Source organism: Flavobacterium pectinovorum, assembly GCF_022802975.1.
Classification (GTDB): Bacteria; Bacteroidota; Bacteroidia; order Flavobacteriales; family Flavobacteriaceae; genus Flavobacterium; species Flavobacterium pectinovorum_B.
This window is the reverse complement of the sequence record NZ_JAFEVZ010000010.1, coordinates 109,847-126,280: the sequence shown is the minus strand read 5'-3', so window position 1 is coordinate 126,280 and position 16,434 is coordinate 109,847. Positions and strand designations below refer to the sequence as shown.

The following is a 16,434-nucleotide window of genomic DNA, read 5'->3' as shown; positions in this document are numbered from 1 at the left end:
TAATTAGTTATAAAGTATTGGATTATAATAGAAATACCCGTTGGGTGAAATTGATTAAAAAAGTTGATTTGATTATAAAAAGTATAAAATAAGAAATTGATGTCATCCTGAGCGGAGTCGAAGGCTTTTGAACACAAAAGGGCTTCGACAGAGTTTATCCTGAACGAAGCCGAATGGACTCAGCCTGACACTTATTTTTAATTTTACCCAACTGGTTAAAAATATTAAAAAGATCAATTCGAGTGTTTTCTGTAATTAAACAGAGAAAAAAAATGTATCGGAAACCGTTTTGATAGTTTACTGTTTTCAATACAATCCCGCTTTTGGGCGGGATTACTCGAACTGATAAAATTTATTTAAACATGAAATTGCCATTAACAAAGAGTTTGCTGCAAGCAAACACCAATAAATAAAAGGCGATACCATATATGACTGCTAAAAAATAAATTTTACATATATGAAAAATTAAATTATTGAATGAACCTTTCTTCAAAATTAAAATTGGAGCAGGAAAAAATAAGCTACTAACTAAAACCAAACCACAAAATGAAAAAACAATACCTTATCGTCTTGTTACTGATACTGTTTTCAGTAATGGGATTTTCGCAAACAGTCCAAAAGATTGAAGCCGAAAGCTATAATTTGAGTTCAGGGGCAAAGTCAGAAAATAATGCTGCACTTTCCGGAGGAAAAAATGTTGGGTACATTAAAAACAATACCTGGATTCGTTTCATAGGCCATATATTTAATCAATATGACACTAATTTTAATGTTTTTGCAGCCGGAGCAGTAGGAGGAACGATTGAATTTCGATTAGGTTCTGCAACAGGAACTTTAATTGGAACTGCGACAGTAAGCGGTTCCACGGGATTTAACGATTACAAAATGTTCTCGGCATCCATTACACCAACAAGCGGTACACATGATTTATTCCTTGTTTTTAAGCATCCTACAAATACAGGTTACTTATTTAATATAGATTATTTAGAAAAAGTAACTACTATTCCGGGTGCTGTCACTTATACTTTGGCAACTAATGTTAGTCCTGCGTCATCAGGAACCATTTCTTTGAATCCTGCCGGAACTAATTTTGTTGAAGGAACTGCAATTACAGCAACGGCAAATAAAAACTTTGGCTATAATTTTGTTCGATGGACAGACGGTAACGGAACGCCGGTTTCAACGGCAAATCCATATACTTTTACAATTACGGCAAATAGCACTCTTATAGCAGAATATGCTGCAGTTGATACTTATAATTTAAGCGTAAATGTAGCTGGTGCATTTGGATTAGGAGAATATACGGTTTCTCCTGCTGGTAAGGATGGAGCGTTTTCAGTTTACGAAAAAGATACAAATGTTACGATTACTGCTGTTGAAAATGATATTATTAAATTCAACAATTGGTCTGACGGGTCAACGGCTTTGAGCACTTCGGTTACCATGAATGAAAACAAAAGCATTACAGGTACTTATGATAATGCATCCTTTATTGCAGGCTGGACTTTTAAAAACGATCAATATGCAAATCCAAGAATTGCCGAATTGTTTTCTAGTATCGAAAATAAACCGCAATTATCCGCATATAATGTTACAGACAATGTTTTTGCTCCAAATGTGAGACTGCAAAACAGAGGAGGAAAAAATGGTTTTTGTGTTTGGAATACTGTCAGAGGTGATTTTTTCTACTTTATGACGTCTTTTTCTACCATAGGATATAAAAATATAAACATTTCATCAGGACTTATCGGTTATTATTATGGTTGTAATGAATGGACTTTTCAATACTCACTTGATGGTGTAAATTTTCAGAATCTTTCTGCGCTGACAACCATTAATACAAGTTCTGTAACACCAATTGAGGGAATACTTCCGGTTGAAGCAGAAGGAAAAGAAAAAGTATATATCAGATGGTTTCCAAACATTAACGGGGCAAAACACGGAAGTGCAACTGATGTAACGGCAACAGTTTTATCAAATGTGATGATTAAAGCCGAAGAAGTTTTTGTTGCAGATGCGACTGCTCCCGTACTTATTTCTTCGCTTCCTGCTAATGCTTCAACAACTGCAGGTGCCAGCGGAAACATTATTCTTAATTATGATGAAAAAGTTAAATTGGGTACCGGACTGGCAACTCTTAATGGCAAAAATTTAAATTCGGAATTCATCAATAAAACGGTAAAATTCAGCTATTTCGGATTAGATTATAATACACAATATACTTTCAGTGTGCCAACAGGATTAGTTACCGATCTTTCAGGTAATCCTGCCACAACAGTTTCAATATCTTTTAAAACCATGGAAAAACCAATTCCTGCTAAACGTATTTTCGATTTGATTGTCGATGCAAATGCAACAGCAGACCAGGTAACTTCAGGCAAATATGTAAAAACAATAGCAGAAGCATTTAGTAAAGCACCTTCTAATTCAGCAACAAGATTTTTGGTATTGATTACAAACGGAACTTATAATTTAGGTGGTGATGGCACAAGCCCACAGGGAATTTTGCTTCAGCTTCCGTCAGGAAAAAACAATGTGTCTTTAATTGCACAATCAAAAGATAAAGTCATTCTGCAGGGAAATCCCGGACAGGGAATTAAAAACCCGGTACTTTCAATTGAAGCCAATGATTTGTATATGGAAAATATTACCATAGAACATAAAGACGGAGTAGTTAATTCAGGACAAAAACCTGCACTTAATCCTGCCGGAGACCGAAATGTGTATAACGGAATCAAACTGAGAAGTAAACAGGATACTCAGGTTACAGGCGGTAACAGAAGTTTTTACTATCAATCGACCATTGAAGGCGATGTGGATTTTATCTGCGGAGGCGGAACACACTGGTTTGAAGAGTGTAAACTGGTTTCTGTAGCAAGTGGTTATATTGTTGCTCCAAATCATACTGCCGATGTTCAGTACGGATATATTTTTAATAACAACACCATTACGGCGGCTACCAGTTATTATTTAGGCCGTCCTTGGCAAAATGCTCCAAGAGCCGTTTATCTAAATACAACAATGGTAAACGAACCCAACACATTGGGTTGGGCTAGCATGGGAACATTACCGGCACTTTTTGCAGAATACAATAGTGTAAATGGAAGTGGAGTAGCGGTAAATACAGCTAACAGAACCAATGTTTTTACAGTAAGCAGCGTAGCTCAGACAGGAAATTATAATCCGGTTTTAACCAAAGCACAGGCAGATCAATACACGATAGAGAATGTTTTGAGCGGAACAGACAAATGGAATCCAAGATTAGTAGTAGAACAAGTTGCAGCACCGGCTAATCTTTTAAATCTTGGAAACAATACCCTGAAATGGGATAATAATCAATATGCTATTTGCTATGTTGTAAGCAGAGACGGTAAGGTATTGGCTATTACAAGTGATGCTTCTTATGTTGATAGTACCGCAACAGGAGGAAATCATGTGTACACTGTACAGGCTGTTAGTGAATATGGTGGTTTGAGTGCCGTTAGTACTTTTGGTACTCTGGGATTGGGAACTGTAAAAGATCAAAATCCGGTACATGCATATCCAATACCTACAAAAGGTATCGTAAACCTAACATTACCTGAAGGAATCGGAAACGTGAATTATGAGGTTTATTCAGTTCTGGGACAAAAGGTAAAACAAGGAATTCTGGCAGCAAATACAGCCCCTTCAATAGATTTAAGTACGTTGAATGCCGGCGTTTATATTATTAGAATGAAAAATTCAGAAGGTGTTGTTTATCAGGTGAAAGCAATTAAAAACTAGAAAATCTAAATATGAAAAAACAATTATTAATTTCCTTATTACTGATGCTCTTTTCAGCAATAGGATTTTCGCAAACCATCCAGCGAATTGAAGCGGAGAATTACAGTGCCGCCAACGGAGTATCCATAGAAACGAATGCTGCACTCTCTGGTGGTAAGAATATCGGAAATTGCAAAAATGGATATTGGATTAGATTTACAGGACATGTCTTTAGTGAATATGATACCCGTTTTGATATCGCAGCAGCCAGCAGAACGCAAACAGGATCACCAACAGTTGGAACTTTGGCAGGGACTGTAGAAATAAGAATAGATGCAGTTGGCGGTACTCTAATTGGTACAGCCAATATTAATACGACTTCAACAGGAAACTGGACAACCTATCAAATTTTCCCTGTAGCTATAGCACAAACGACAGGTACACATGATTTGTACTTTGTATTTAAACCTTTAACAGGAAATAATTATGTGGGTAATTTTGATTATTTTGAAAAAGTAACTAATAACGCTAATGCTAATATTTATACATTGTCAACCAATGTTAGCCCGGTTTCTGGGGGAACAATAACGGCAAGCCAGTCCGGAACACAATTTGTAGACGGAACGCAAATAAGTTTAACGGCAGCTGCCAACTTTGGTTATAATTTTGTAAGATGGACAGATGGTAACGGAACGCCAGTTTCAACGGCTAATCCGGTTACCTTTGCAATTACGGCAAATACAACTTATGTAGCAGAATTTAAAGCGGTTAACACCTATACTATATCGTATCAAAACTCAATTGACGGATCAATATTAACAGGTTTAACTCCAACAGCTTATACAGAAGCGACATCAGTAACTTTGCCTGCACCAACGTTGCTTGGCTACACATTTTACGGATGGTCAACTTCGCCAACAGTACCAAATACGATTAAGAAAATTGAAACGACAACCACAGGCAATCAGACGTTTTATGCTTTTTGGGGAACAGCAGGAGGAAATCAAAAAGGGACTCCGGCTTTCCCGGGAGCAGAAGGTTATGGTAAATATGTAACCGGAGGACGTGGCGGAAAGGTGATTTATGTTACTAATCTAAATGATTCAGGAGCAGGTTCTCTTCGGGCTGCAATTGCTCAGAGCGGTCCCAGAATTGTTGTTTTTAAAGTATCAGGAACGATTAAACTGGAAAGCGAATTAAATATTACGGATAACATCACAATCGCAGGACAAACAGCTCCCGGTGGAGGAATTACTTTAAGGGATTATAATGTAAAAGTAAGAGGCAATAATATCATCGTTCGTTACTTGCGTTTTAGAATGGGAGATGTTAAAAATGTCGAAAACGATGCATTAGGCGGACGTTTTCAAAATAATATCATCATCGATCACTGCTCAATGAGCTGGTCTACGGATGAATGCGTTTCTTTTTATCAGAATGAAAATTTTACACTTCAATGGTGTATAATTTCCGAAAGTCTTCGAAATTCTGTTCACGGTAAAGGAGCTCATGGTTATGGTGGTGTTTGGGGGGGCAGAAATGCTTCTTTTCATCACAATTTACTGGCACACCATGACAGCCGTAATCCAAGACTTGGAGAATATGCAAACGATATTTTTGCCTTAACTGATTTGGTTGATGTGCGTAATAATGTAATCTACAACTGGGGTGGCAACAGCTGCTACGGTGGAGACGGAATGAATGTTAACCTGGTAAATAATTACTGGAAACCCGGACCCGGAACTTCTAAAAATACTAAAGAACGTATTTTATCTACAGGAAGAATTCTGGATGCAACTTCACCAATGTACGGAATCTGGGGAAAATATTATGTTGATGGAAATTATGTAGACGGATCTCCAAGAACCACTCAGGACAACTGGACGTACGGTGTGTTTAATCAATTTCATGGAAGCCAATTACCGGTAACCGAAGCGAACAAAGAGGAACTGAAGATTGAAACTCCACATCCTTTTGCAGAAATTACAACACATTCAGCAACTAAAGCGTATGAGCTGATTTTAGATCATGCAGGAGCAAATTTATTTAGAGATGCTGTCGATATCAGAGCTGTTAGTGATACTAGATCCGGAACAGCATCTATTATGGATGGCGGTAACGGAAGTACAAATGGATACATTGACACCCAAACTGCTACTGGTGGATGGCCAGTATTGCCTACAGCACCAGCACCCGATGATACTGACGAAGATGGTATGCCGGATTCATGGGAAACCGAAAAAGGGTTAAACCCTTCTAATGCCGCTGATGGTAATCTGAAATCGCTTGACACTGAATACACAAACATTGAGGTTTACATCAACAGCATTGTAAAACAAATAACAGACGTTCAAAACGGAACTCTTGCTGTACCCAAATATGCAAACAAAAGCAATTTGTTTTATGCGTATCCAACAGTTGGTAAAAATGAAATAACGCTAAAATCATTTGTAGATAATGATACTGTAGCATTCATTAATCTTGCTGGTCTTGTTGTAAAACAGGTTAATACAACTAATCTGGAAACAATAATTTCTATCAATGATTTGGCTGATGGGATTTACATCATCAAAAGCTTAAAAACTGGATTGACGACAAGAATAATTGTGAAATAAAATTTTGGGCTTATTATTGATATTTATGGTGATAATAAGCCCTTTTTTTAATAATTTCTTAAGGTAAAAACTCAATTTATAGCTGTTACTTTGAATAAAATATTTAATAAATAAAAGATGAGATTGTTTGACAAAGCTATTTTAGTAGTATGTTCATTCCTGTTTTTGCAGACTTGGGCTCAGGATGATGTTCGAACTATTCCAAAAGACACTTCATACAATGTAGCCAATGAATTCAGAAAGAATAAAAAACGCTTTCCTGAAATTAAAATTGCCAAAGACATATTACCAACGGGAGTTTCAGAATACAGACAGCTTGTTTATACGACATTAAAAAATACACCTTTCGGAAACAGGGATTTACATGTAGATGTTTTTTCTCCAAAAAAGTCAGGCAAATATCCCGCCCTGATTATGGTCCATGGAGGAGGATGGAGATCGGGAGATAAAACAATGCAAATTCCGATGGCACAAAAACTGGCAGCCAAAGGCATCGTAACGATATGTGTTGAATACCAACTTTCGCAAGAAGCAAAGTATCCGGCAGCAGTTTATAACATCAAATCAGCTGTAAGATGGGTAAGGGCAAATGCTGAAAAGTATAATATAGATCCGAATAAAATTGCCATTTCGGGCTGTTCTGCCGGTGGACAATTGGCGATGCTGGTTGGACTTACAAATGGCGTAGCATCTAAAGAAGGAGATCAGGGCAATTTAGGCTTTTCAAGCGACATACAGGCTATTGTTGACATTGACGGAGTTGTCGATTTTATGGCACCTTTGTCTCTTAATTTAACCCGAAAACCGAATTCTCCCGATGTAGAGTGGCTCGGAGGTACATTCAATGAAAAACCTGAAGTATGGAAAGATGCTTCGGGTATTTTTTGGGCAAACGAAAAGTCTTGTCCCATATTATTTATCAATAGCGGTTATCCTAGATTTCATGCAGGTCAGGATGAACTGATCGGAATGATGAAAGAGTGGGGAATTTATACTGAAGTCCATAAATTTGATGCAAAAATTCATCCCTTTTGGCTCTTTGAACCCTGGGTAGATCCTACAATTAATTATATACATGATTTTTTAATTAAAAATTTGAACAAATAGGACGATTTAGATAACATCTCAACTAGCAGTTTTAGAATGAATTAAAAAAAAATATTAAATGACGTTATCAAATTAAGTTCCTAAATTTCATCGGAACCTTTGTCAGGCTGAGTCCATTCGGCTACGCTCAGGATAAACTTAGTCGAAGCCCATTGCAATTCTCAAGCCTTCGACTCCGCTCAGGGTGACACTTGGGTAAAGAGGTATTGAGTACAATAAAAAATCATTGGTAGAGGAGTCGAGAACCATCAATACATCTCGACTCTGCTCAATGTGACAAAAGAACAACTACTAAAAAACTATAATAAATAATATGAAATCAAAATTTGCAATCTCTATTTCTATTGCTGCCAGCCTTATGATTATGGCTTTTACGACAAAAAAGTCCAATGTAACAACCGTTTATTTAATCGGCGATTCAACTATGGCTGATTATGCCAATAATTATGAACCGGGAAAAGACTATATGAAAACGAGATATCCGGTTACAGGATGGGGACAGGTTTTTCAGCCTTTTTTCGCCAAAGACAGTTTAAAACAATTGAAAAATTTGATAAAATCAGATAGTGTTCGTATTGATGATCGAGCAAAAGGAGGAAGGAGTACAAGAACCTTTTTTCAGGAAGGACGCTGGAGATCGGTATATGAAAATCTAAAAAAAGGAGATATTGTTATGATGCAGTTTGGTCATAATGATGGCGCAGTAGATAAAACCGAAAGATATGTGGATATTGAGGGTTACAAAGAATTTTTAAGATTATTTGTGTCTCAGGCGCGCGAAAAAGGAGCTTCTCCAATTATTCTTACCCCAGTTGCCAGAAATTTTCCGTGGAAAGAAAATGTTTTAAACGATGTTCACGGCGAATATGATAAAGCACCTAAAGATATCGCTGCTGAGATGAAAGTACCTTTAATCGATTTAAACAAAGCTTCAAGGGAGTTTTTTACAAAAAAAGGAAAAGATTTTGTATCTGAAAATTATTTTATGAATTTGCCAGCAGGGAAATATGAAGCTTATCCTGAAGGTCAAAAAGACAATACCCATTTTCAAACCAAAGGAGGAATAGAAGTAGCCAGACTTGTTTTTGAAGGGTTGAAAGAATTGAATTCTAGTTTTAAAAATAAATAGCCATCTGTTTTATGAAGAAGATTAGCGTCTTAAATATGGCTAAAAAATCTGTTCTAATGGCAGGGTAAATTTAAAAGAACTGCCTTTTCCAAGTTGGCTTTCTACCCAAATTTTGCCTTGGTGCATATTTATAAATTCACTGCAAAGTAATAATCCCAGTCCGCTTCCGGCTTCATTTTCTGTTCCTTTTTGAATGACTTTATTATTTATTTTAAATAGGGTTTCTTTCATGTTATCAGGAATTCCAATTCCGTTATCTGTAATCGCTATTTCTACTTTTCGGTTTGTTTTTAATAGTCTTATTTCAACTTTGCCGTTTTTGCTTGTAAATTTAATTGCATTGTTCAGTAAATTACGTAAAACAGTATCAATCATGTTTTTATCTACTTCAATTTCAATAAGTTCAGCCGAATCAAATAAAAGTGTTATGTTTTTATTTAACGCAGCATTTTTATTCAGTTCAATATTTTCTTTAATCAATGCATTCAGAGTTGTTTTTTTAGGGCTAAATGTTATCATTCCGGTCTGTACTTGCGACCACTCTAATAGATTCTCCAACAATTTATAACTGTTTTTATTAGATTGATACAGCATTTCTGAAATTTCTTTGATTTCTTCCTCACTATGTTTTTCTATGTCTTCAGTCAATAATCCTGAAAGGGAAACAGCTGATCCTAATGGTCCTCTTAAATCATGTGATATAATAGAAAAAAATTGGTTTTTGTCGTCCAGAAGCTTCTGGATTTTATTATCTTGTTTTTCTTTTACCAACAACAAAAATCCTACGATTCCAATAAAAGATAACAGGAACAAACCAATACTGTACAGACTATCCAAAATGTCATAAGAATATAAATTATTTTGCGGATAAATACACCGGTTAATCGCCCGTATCACAATTAGAGTTTCAAATCCAACATAACAAAGTAAATAAAAGGTTCTAAAAACGTTTTGTCTTTTTTCAGTAAAATAGATGAATGTTGGGGGTAAATAAATGACAAATATTCCAATGGATCCCATTATAATACGGGTATTTATACTACAGCCCAATAAAGTTCCCAAATTGAAAACTAATATAACAGCAATCGTAATCCCTATCTGTAAACTATAAGGTTTCTTTACGCCTGTTTTAAGGAGCGACAACATAGCCATCGTTTCATAACAGCAGGCACAAAAAATCATAGAATTAGCTACATTGATGGAGATAAAATCGTTTATGATATTTCTTAAAATAATAAATATCCAAGCAATTGTCAGTAATAATTTCCCTAAACTAAACCATTTTAAAGTTTTTCGGTTATCACTCGTAGCGTATGAAAATGAGTAACTAAAAATAAGAATACAAGTAAAAAAATTGCCCCAAAAATAAAGTAGAAAAATAGTTTTTGGATCTAAACGTAAAAGTTCGAACATTATTGACTCAGGCTTATTTAAAAATGGATTATGCAAATATACAAATTAAGACAGTAGTATTCTATAGAAATACCTGATTATGATACTCGTTTAGGATTATTGTTTCTACTGCTTTTTTAATATAAAGAATAAAATAAATCCACAAAAAACAATAATTATTTGTGTATAATTTTTATTTCATTACTTTTATTCCATAAGTGTTTATTTTACAATTATAAACAGCCCAATAAAAAGAATTGATAGATGAAATTGAGAAGTAATTTTTAGTTTTCTCCTTTACATATTAATTCAAGACACAAAAAACATTGTTTATGTAAAATTATTATTAAATCAGTAACTTTCTTTAAACAAAGTAACTAGATAACTTTAACTGAATATTATATTTAAATAAAAATAAAATAAGAGATCAAATAAGCATGAAATTAATTAGAATTTTCTTTTTGGCAATAATGGCTGTAATTACCCCGTTTAAAGGGAATTCACAATCCTTTACATTTAACAATCCAATTGCAGAACAGCGAGCTGATCCGTGGGTATATAAAACAGATGCCGGAGAATATTATTTAATCGCAACAGTTCCTGAATATGACCGAATTGTAATAAGAAAAGCCAACAGTATAAACGGTTTAAAAGAAGCGAAAGACAAAGAAGTCTGGCATAAACATGAAAAAGGAGTAATGGGCAGCCATATCTGGGCTCCTGAATTGCACAGGATAGACGGAAAATGGTACATCTATTTTGCTGCAGGTGAGTCTGAAAATATTTGGAATATCAGGATTTGGGTATTATCTAATCCTTCAGCGAATCCAATGGAAGGAAAATGGACTGAAGAAGGGCAATTGAAAACGCAAAAAGAATCATTCTCTTTAGATGCTACTACTTTTGAGCACAAAGGCAAAAGATATCTTATATGGGCACAAAATGTAAGAGGAGGAAGTCATGGTACCGCTTTGGTATTATCAGAAATGAAAAACCCAACCACACTTACAGGTCCCGAAGTGATTTTAACCGAACCGGAATTTAGCTGGGAAAGAGAAAAATACAATGTAAACGAAGGTCCTGCCGTAATCAAAAAGAACGGAAAAATATTTGTAACTTATTCAGCAAGCGCAACAAATCATAACTATTGCATGGGTTTGTTATGGATTAATGAAAATACAGATTTATTGAATATTACAAATTGGCAAAAATCTCCGGGACCTGTTTTTTATACAAATGAAGCACTGAAAAGATACGGTCCGGGCCACAATTCATTTACAACAAGCGAAGATGGAAAATCAACAATAATGATTTATCACGCAAGGGATTATAAAGAAATTCAAGGACATGAATTATCCGATAAAAATCGTGCTACGCGAGCAAGAGTTGTTGAGTTTACCAAAAGCGGCTTTCCTGATTTTATGCAGAACAAAAATGATTAAACGGATTGTGGTTTATAAAGCACAGTCAATAGTTATCTTAAAATCTAAATATTTTAAAAACTCTTTAGAAAACCATAAAACAAATTGAATTGTTATAATTTCAGACATAAACAATAACAAGAAACAAAAAAACAGGCTTTTAATACTAAAAAATAAAGTATATTCATAAATATATTACCATATTGATATGTTTTATATAGTATTAAGGTCTTTTAAGATATATTTGCGGCATGAGTACAAAAAGAATTACCATATACGACTTAGCAAAGGAACTTGGACTTTCTGTATCCTATGTTTCCAAAGCCCTGAATAATAAACCCGGGGTAAAGGAAGAGGTAAGGGAGACTGTTTTAAAAAAAGCTGCCGAACTTAATTTTAAGCATAATACACAAGCAGCAAATTTAAGACGCGGTTCATCCAGAACCCTTGGTGTAATTGTACCTCATATCAATCAGAGTTTCTTTTCAGATGCTATTTCCGGTATTGAAAAAGCATGTACAGAGAACAAACACAATCTGATTATCTGCCAGTCTCATGAAAAATCAGACATTGAAGAAGCAGCAATCGAAACACTGATTCATCAAAACGTTGACTGTATTTTAATTTCACTTTCAAAAGAAACACAATCTGCCAAAATTTTAGAACAGGTTTTAGAACATAAAATAAATCTGATTCAATTTGATCGCTGTGATGAAAATTTTCCAGGACACAGAGTTATAAATGATAATAAAGATGCAACATACAAAGCAACAAAAAGCATGATCGAAGAAGGCTACCAACGATTAGCATTTATTGGTGGGCCTTTACACATGGATTTGTTTGTGAGTCGAAAGGAAGGTTTTATTAAAGCAATTAAAGAAGCCGGAATGCACGTTCCAAACCATTTTATTGTAGAAGACAATATAAGTAAAGAAAATGCATTTCAAACTGCTTTAAAGCTGCTTTCGTTGCCTGAACCGCCCGATGCATTTCTCGCTATATCAGATTTGCAGGCTTTGGGAATCATATTAGCTATAACACAATCAGGGCTCAAAATACCACAAGATATTGGTGTTTTTGGATACGCTAATGAGCCTTTTACAGAAATCATTTCACCTTCTATATCTACAGTTGATCAGAATAGTGAAAAAGTGGGATATCAGGCCGCAATGGTTTACTTTGAGCATATTTTGAAAAATAAAGAAAGTAATGAAATTATAACTAAAATAATCGAATCTGACCTGATTATCAGAAGCAGTTCAAAAAGAAATAATATAGCGGTAAATCAGTAATTAACTTTTTTCCGGAATAAATAACTAATCTTTACTTAAAATAGATTACATAAAAAATAAATTTATTCAAAGGAAAACAGAGGCAGACAGAAAGACTTTGATGGAGTAGGGTTGAATAAATTTTCAAAAGCCAGGTCAATTAGAACTTCTTTTTACCAAAACAAAAAAATTGATTTATCGCTTTACAGTTTGTACTTTTGTTTCTATGAATGACAACTTTGTAAATGAATACTTTGGCATAGGCATCCAAAATGGTAAAACACCTGAAAATTTAGGGGTTTTATGGCGATCGGCTCAAAATTTAGGTGCTACTTTTATATTTACCATAGGCAATCGATATGCTAAACAAGCCTGTGACACTCATAATGCAGTTAAGTCAATTCCGTATTTTCATTATGATACTTTTGAAGCTTTTTACGAAAATCTGCCCAAAGGAGCGCGATTGGTTGGTGTAGAATTAAGTAAAAATGCTTCCGATTTAGAAACCTTTGAACATCCAAGACGTTGCGTGTATTTATTAGGAGCAGAAGATCATGGTTTATCCACAAAAGCAATGGAAAAATGCCATCATTTAGTTAAATTCAAATCCGAAAAGAGCTTAAACGTGGCTGTGGCAGGTACTATCATTATGTACGACAGGAACTTGGCTAAGCCGAGATCTTAAGATACATCTCTTTTCTCAAAATTGTATTTTTACTTATGATTCCCAACTTGCCGACGCATTAGAACAGCAACCATACAGTTGTGAATTGCTTTCAAAATTGTATTTTTACTTATGATTCCCAACTTATTATACCCAGAAAACAATTGATGCAAAGTTGTGAATTGCTTTCAAAATTGTATTTTTACTTATGATTCCCAACCTCTACCTGTATGATGTGATAAATGACCAGTTGTGAATTGCTTTCAAAATTGTATTTTTACTTATGATTCCCAACTTGCAATGCAAGCAAGAAGGATTGGCCTTAGTTGTGAATTGCTTTCAAAATTGTATTTTTACTTATGATTCCCAACGGAGGGAAGGAAATGGCTAACTGCCAGATAGTTGTGAATTGCTTTCAAAATTGTATTTTTACTTATGATTCCCAACCATAAATTCACCTACATTGTTTGCTTCCCCGTTGTGAATTGCTTTCAAAATTGTATTTTTACTTATGATTCCCAACATTCGTGCTGAATTATTACAGTCGGATATAGTTGTGAATTGCTTTCAAAATTGTATTTTTACTTATGATTCCCAACTCAGGATTTGTATTATATCCTTTATCAACAGTTGTGAATTGCTTTCAAAATTGTATTTTTACTTATGATTCCCAACATGTATTCAATAAACTGATCGTGAGTTTCGGTTGTGAATTGCTTTCAAAATTGTATTTTTACTTATGATTCCCAACCTTTGTGTGCTGGCTCGAAATTGATTTCCGGTTGTGAATTGCTTTCAAAATTGTATTTTTACTTATGATTCCCAACTAAATGTAGGTTACGCTCAAGACGAAGTTCGTTGTGAATTGCTTTCAAAATTGTATTTTTACTTATGATTCCCAACCTTGTTTATCGATTCTTCTTCTAAAAGTCTGTTCTGAATTGCTTTCAAAATTGTATTTTTACTTATGATTCCCAACATACAAAAGAATTTTCTTCGTTACCGTCTAGTTGTGAATTGCTTTCAAAATTGTATTTTTACTTATGATTCCCAACGGATACCAGCAGTTTAATTACCGTTGGTAGGTTGTGAATTGCTTTCAAAATTGTATTTTTACTTATGATTCCCAACTAATAACGGATTTTAATCATGGCTGAACCAGTTGTGAATTGCTTTCAAAATTGTATTTTTACTTATGATTCCCAACTATTTGAACGCACTGAAATAAGTTGTTTCAGTTGTGAATTGCTTTCAAAATTGTATTTTTACTTATGATTCCCAACGTTCTGGCTGGTAATAAAACAACCTTCTCCGTTGTGAATTGCTTTCAAAATTGTATTTTTACTTATGATTCCCAACTGATTGATACTGCATACGCACCCAGCGACCGTTGTGAATTGCTTTCAAAATTGTATTTTTACTTATGATTCCCAACCATTTTTGCCTTAATGATAGCCCCGATTAGTTGTGAATTGCTTTCAAAATTGTATTTTTACTTATGATTCCCAACTGGACGACTTAACAGCCTATCAAGACTTTAGTTGTGAATTGCTTTCAAAATTGTATTTTTACTTATGATTCCCAACAAGAATGATTGAAATTTGCAAACAAACTAAGTTGTGAATTGCTTTCAAAATTGTATTTTTACTTATGATTCCCAACAAATACTTTCAATTTTTAATTCGAATCCAGTTGTGAATTGCTTTCAAAATTGTATTTTTACTTATGATTCCCAACATACCGCGAGTTAATCGTTTGATATGTTGGTAGTTATAAGTTTTATTAGAATTTGAAAAATTGACACATTGAAGTATTGATGCAGAGTGTATTATACTTTTTTAAATTCTAATTTTTAAAAAAGTTCTAATTGTTGAGAAGGTTTTTCTGGTTCTACCGGTTTTTTTCCATAAAAAAGTTCCATCATCCCAAATTGTTTATCTGTAATTTGCATAACACCAATTTTGCCATGTTCGGGCAAACTGTTTTTTATTCTTTTGGTGTGTACTTCTGCATTTTCTCTACTGGCGCAAAATCGCATATAAATAGAAAATTGAAACATAGAAAATCCATCGTCTAATAACTTCTTTCTGAATCCAGAAGCTATTTTACGTTCTTTTCTCGTTTCGGTGGGCAAATCAAAAAAAACTAATATCCACAAACTTCTATATTGATTTAAACGTGTATAATGCTCGTCATACATAAATTGGGTATAAAATTCTTCTGGCACTTCCTTCAAAACATTCTTGCAATGAATGGGTCGTCCGGCTCATGGCAACCATTAAAGGACTATTTTTACCATCAATATTTACATCTATTGAGGCTACACCTAGCAATTGTTTTTTGATTTCGATTGTTAATTCTTCGAATGAATCTTCAGTTTCCATAATATGGCATACAATCAAGTCAACATAAGGGCGATAGGGTTCCATAATATCATCTGCAAGACAATAGGCATTGTATTTATTACGATGAAAAATGCCCAGGGTAGGCAACATCCCTGAACTCACCAAAGCTCTTGCTGTAATGGCTCTCAGAATGGCATAACCATAGTTGAATAAATTATTGGGCGGAATTCCTTTTTGTCCTCTGGTGAAATTTTCTATTTTAATGAGGTTTTGCCAATAAAAAACCGCAGCTCTTGATTCGTGATTAAGAGCATCGCCTGAGGTGACCTCTTTTGCCCAAAGTTCCATTTTTCTACACGGTATCCCTTTTTCTTTGAGTAAACCAGCCTGATTGATTATTTTAGCGCTAATGGTTTGTTGCCATAAATTTTTCTTGAGTGGGAGCGAAGCATTAATTTGATTTTTAAAACGTTCTGTTTGCTCCGTATGCCCGCTCAAAGGCATCAACAAACCAATAGGTAAATGTTGTTGATCGCAGTTGATTAAGGCAACATTATTATGGGTTAGTTTTTCTAACAACCCATTGGTTATGGTTATTTGCTGGTTTTCTAAAACGATTACCCCAATATCTTCGATAGCTACCGTTTTGGTTTCTTGTTCCTTGTCAGGATAAGAAATTACGATTTGCTCATTTTTAGTGCTTAAGTAAGCTGGATTGCCGAAGAAAAGAGTTCGTTTTATCATAA

The 16,434-nt window shown here is 34.6% G+C and carries 10 protein-coding genes and 1 CRISPR repeat array; of the genes, 7 read left to right on the top strand and 3 right to left on the bottom strand.

Annotated elements, in window-relative coordinates; all coding sequences use genetic code 11:
• The first annotated feature begins 546 nt into the window (after positions 1-546).
• The 4 genes from FLV_RS14745 (at position 547) to FLV_RS14730 (ending at position 8,595) form a co-directional block, all read left to right on the top strand.
• A complete protein-coding gene (locus tag FLV_RS14745; protein ID WP_243234905.1) occupies positions 547-3,765 on the top strand; it encodes a pectinesterase family protein in 3,219 nt (1,072 codons plus the stop codon).
• Positions 3,766-3,776: 11 nt separating this feature from the next.
• Positions 3,777-6,359, top strand: coding sequence for a carbohydrate-binding protein (locus FLV_RS14740; protein WP_243234904.1), 2,583 nt, complete (start codon positions 3,777-3,779; stop codon positions 6,357-6,359).
• Between the two features lie 117 nt (positions 6,360-6,476).
• A complete protein-coding gene (locus tag FLV_RS14735) occupies positions 6,477-7,466 on the top strand; it encodes an alpha/beta hydrolase (RefSeq protein WP_243234903.1) in 990 nt (329 codons plus the stop codon).
• Between the two features lie 313 nt (positions 7,467-7,779).
• Entirely contained in the window at positions 7,780-8,595 is an 816-nt protein-coding gene (locus FLV_RS14730; RefSeq protein WP_243234902.1) for a rhamnogalacturonan acetylesterase, read from the top strand.
• A 39-nt stretch (positions 8,596-8,634) separates the two neighbouring features.
• Here FLV_RS14730 and FLV_RS14725 read toward each other — a convergent pair whose 3' ends face one another.
• A complete protein-coding gene (locus tag FLV_RS14725) occupies positions 8,635-10,008 on the bottom strand; it encodes a sensor histidine kinase (protein WP_243234901.1) in 1,374 nt (457 codons plus the stop codon).
• 416 nt (positions 10,009-10,424) lie between these two features.
• Between FLV_RS14725 and FLV_RS14720 the strand changes: the two genes are divergently transcribed.
• The 3 genes from FLV_RS14720 to FLV_RS14710 all read left to right on the top strand — a co-directional run bounded on the left by FLV_RS14720 (position 10,425) and on the right by FLV_RS14710 (position 13,364).
• Positions 10,425-11,429: a family 43 glycosylhydrolase gene (locus FLV_RS14720; RefSeq protein WP_243234900.1), complete on the top strand. Its 1,005-nt coding sequence runs from the start codon at positions 10,425-10,427 to the stop codon at positions 11,427-11,429.
• A gap of 230 nt (positions 11,430-11,659) precedes the next feature.
• A complete protein-coding gene (locus tag FLV_RS14715; protein ID WP_243234899.1) occupies positions 11,660-12,700 on the top strand; it encodes a LacI family DNA-binding transcriptional regulator in 1,041 nt (346 codons plus the stop codon).
• 205 nt (positions 12,701-12,905) lie between these two features.
• Positions 12,906-13,364, top strand: a complete 459-nt coding sequence (locus FLV_RS14710) for an RNA methyltransferase (RefSeq protein ID WP_243234898.1) — start codon at positions 12,906-12,908, stop codon at positions 13,362-13,364.
• Between the two features lie 77 nt (positions 13,365-13,441).
• Positions 13,442-15,080: direct repeats of the CRISPR family, unit length 46 nt; unit sequence GTTGTGAATTGCTTTCAAAATTGTATTTTTACTTATGATTCCCAAC.
• A 115-nt stretch (positions 15,081-15,195) separates the two neighbouring features.
• Here FLV_RS14710 and cas2 read toward each other — a convergent pair.
• Positions 15,196-15,543: a CRISPR-associated endonuclease Cas2 gene (cas2, locus tag FLV_RS14705; protein WP_243234943.1), complete on the bottom strand. Its 348-nt coding sequence runs from the start codon at positions 15,541-15,543 to the stop codon at positions 15,196-15,198.
• Positions 15,536-16,432 (bottom strand): type II CRISPR-associated endonuclease Cas1, encoded by an 897-nt coding sequence (gene cas1 / locus FLV_RS14700; protein ID WP_243234897.1) that lies wholly within the window; start codon positions 16,430-16,432, stop codon positions 15,536-15,538. The genes cas2 and cas1 overlap by 8 nt, the downstream gene beginning before the upstream one ends.
• Positions 16,433-16,434: the final 2 nt, after the last annotated feature.

Coding starts and splice junctions, on each gene's coding strand:
- FLV_RS14715 (WP_243234899.1), top strand. CDS start 11,660: ATGAGTACAAAAAGAATTACCATATACGACTTAGCAAAGGAACTTGGA.
- FLV_RS14740 (WP_243234904.1), top strand. CDS start 3,777: ATGAAAAAACAATTATTAATTTCCTTATTACTGATGCTCTTTTCAGCA.
- FLV_RS14735 (WP_243234903.1), top strand. CDS start 6,477: ATGAGATTGTTTGACAAAGCTATTTTAGTAGTATGTTCATTCCTGTTT.
- FLV_RS14745 (WP_243234905.1), top strand. CDS start 547: ATGAAAAAACAATACCTTATCGTCTTGTTACTGATACTGTTTTCAGTA.
- FLV_RS14725 (WP_243234901.1), bottom strand. CDS start 10,008: ATGTTCGAACTTTTACGTTTAGATCCAAAAACTATTTTTCTACTTTAT.
- cas1 (WP_243234897.1), bottom strand. CDS start 16,432: ATGATAAAACGAACTCTTTTCTTCGGCAATCCAGCTTACTTAAGCACT.
- FLV_RS14710 (WP_243234898.1), top strand. CDS start 12,906: ATGAATGACAACTTTGTAAATGAATACTTTGGCATAGGCATCCAAAAT.
- FLV_RS14720 (WP_243234900.1), top strand. CDS start 10,425: ATGAAATTAATTAGAATTTTCTTTTTGGCAATAATGGCTGTAATTACC.
- cas2 (WP_243234943.1), bottom strand. CDS start 15,543: ATGTATGACGAGCATTATACACGTTTAAATCAATATAGAAGTTTGTGG.
- FLV_RS14730 (WP_243234902.1), top strand. CDS start 7,780: ATGAAATCAAAATTTGCAATCTCTATTTCTATTGCTGCCAGCCTTATG.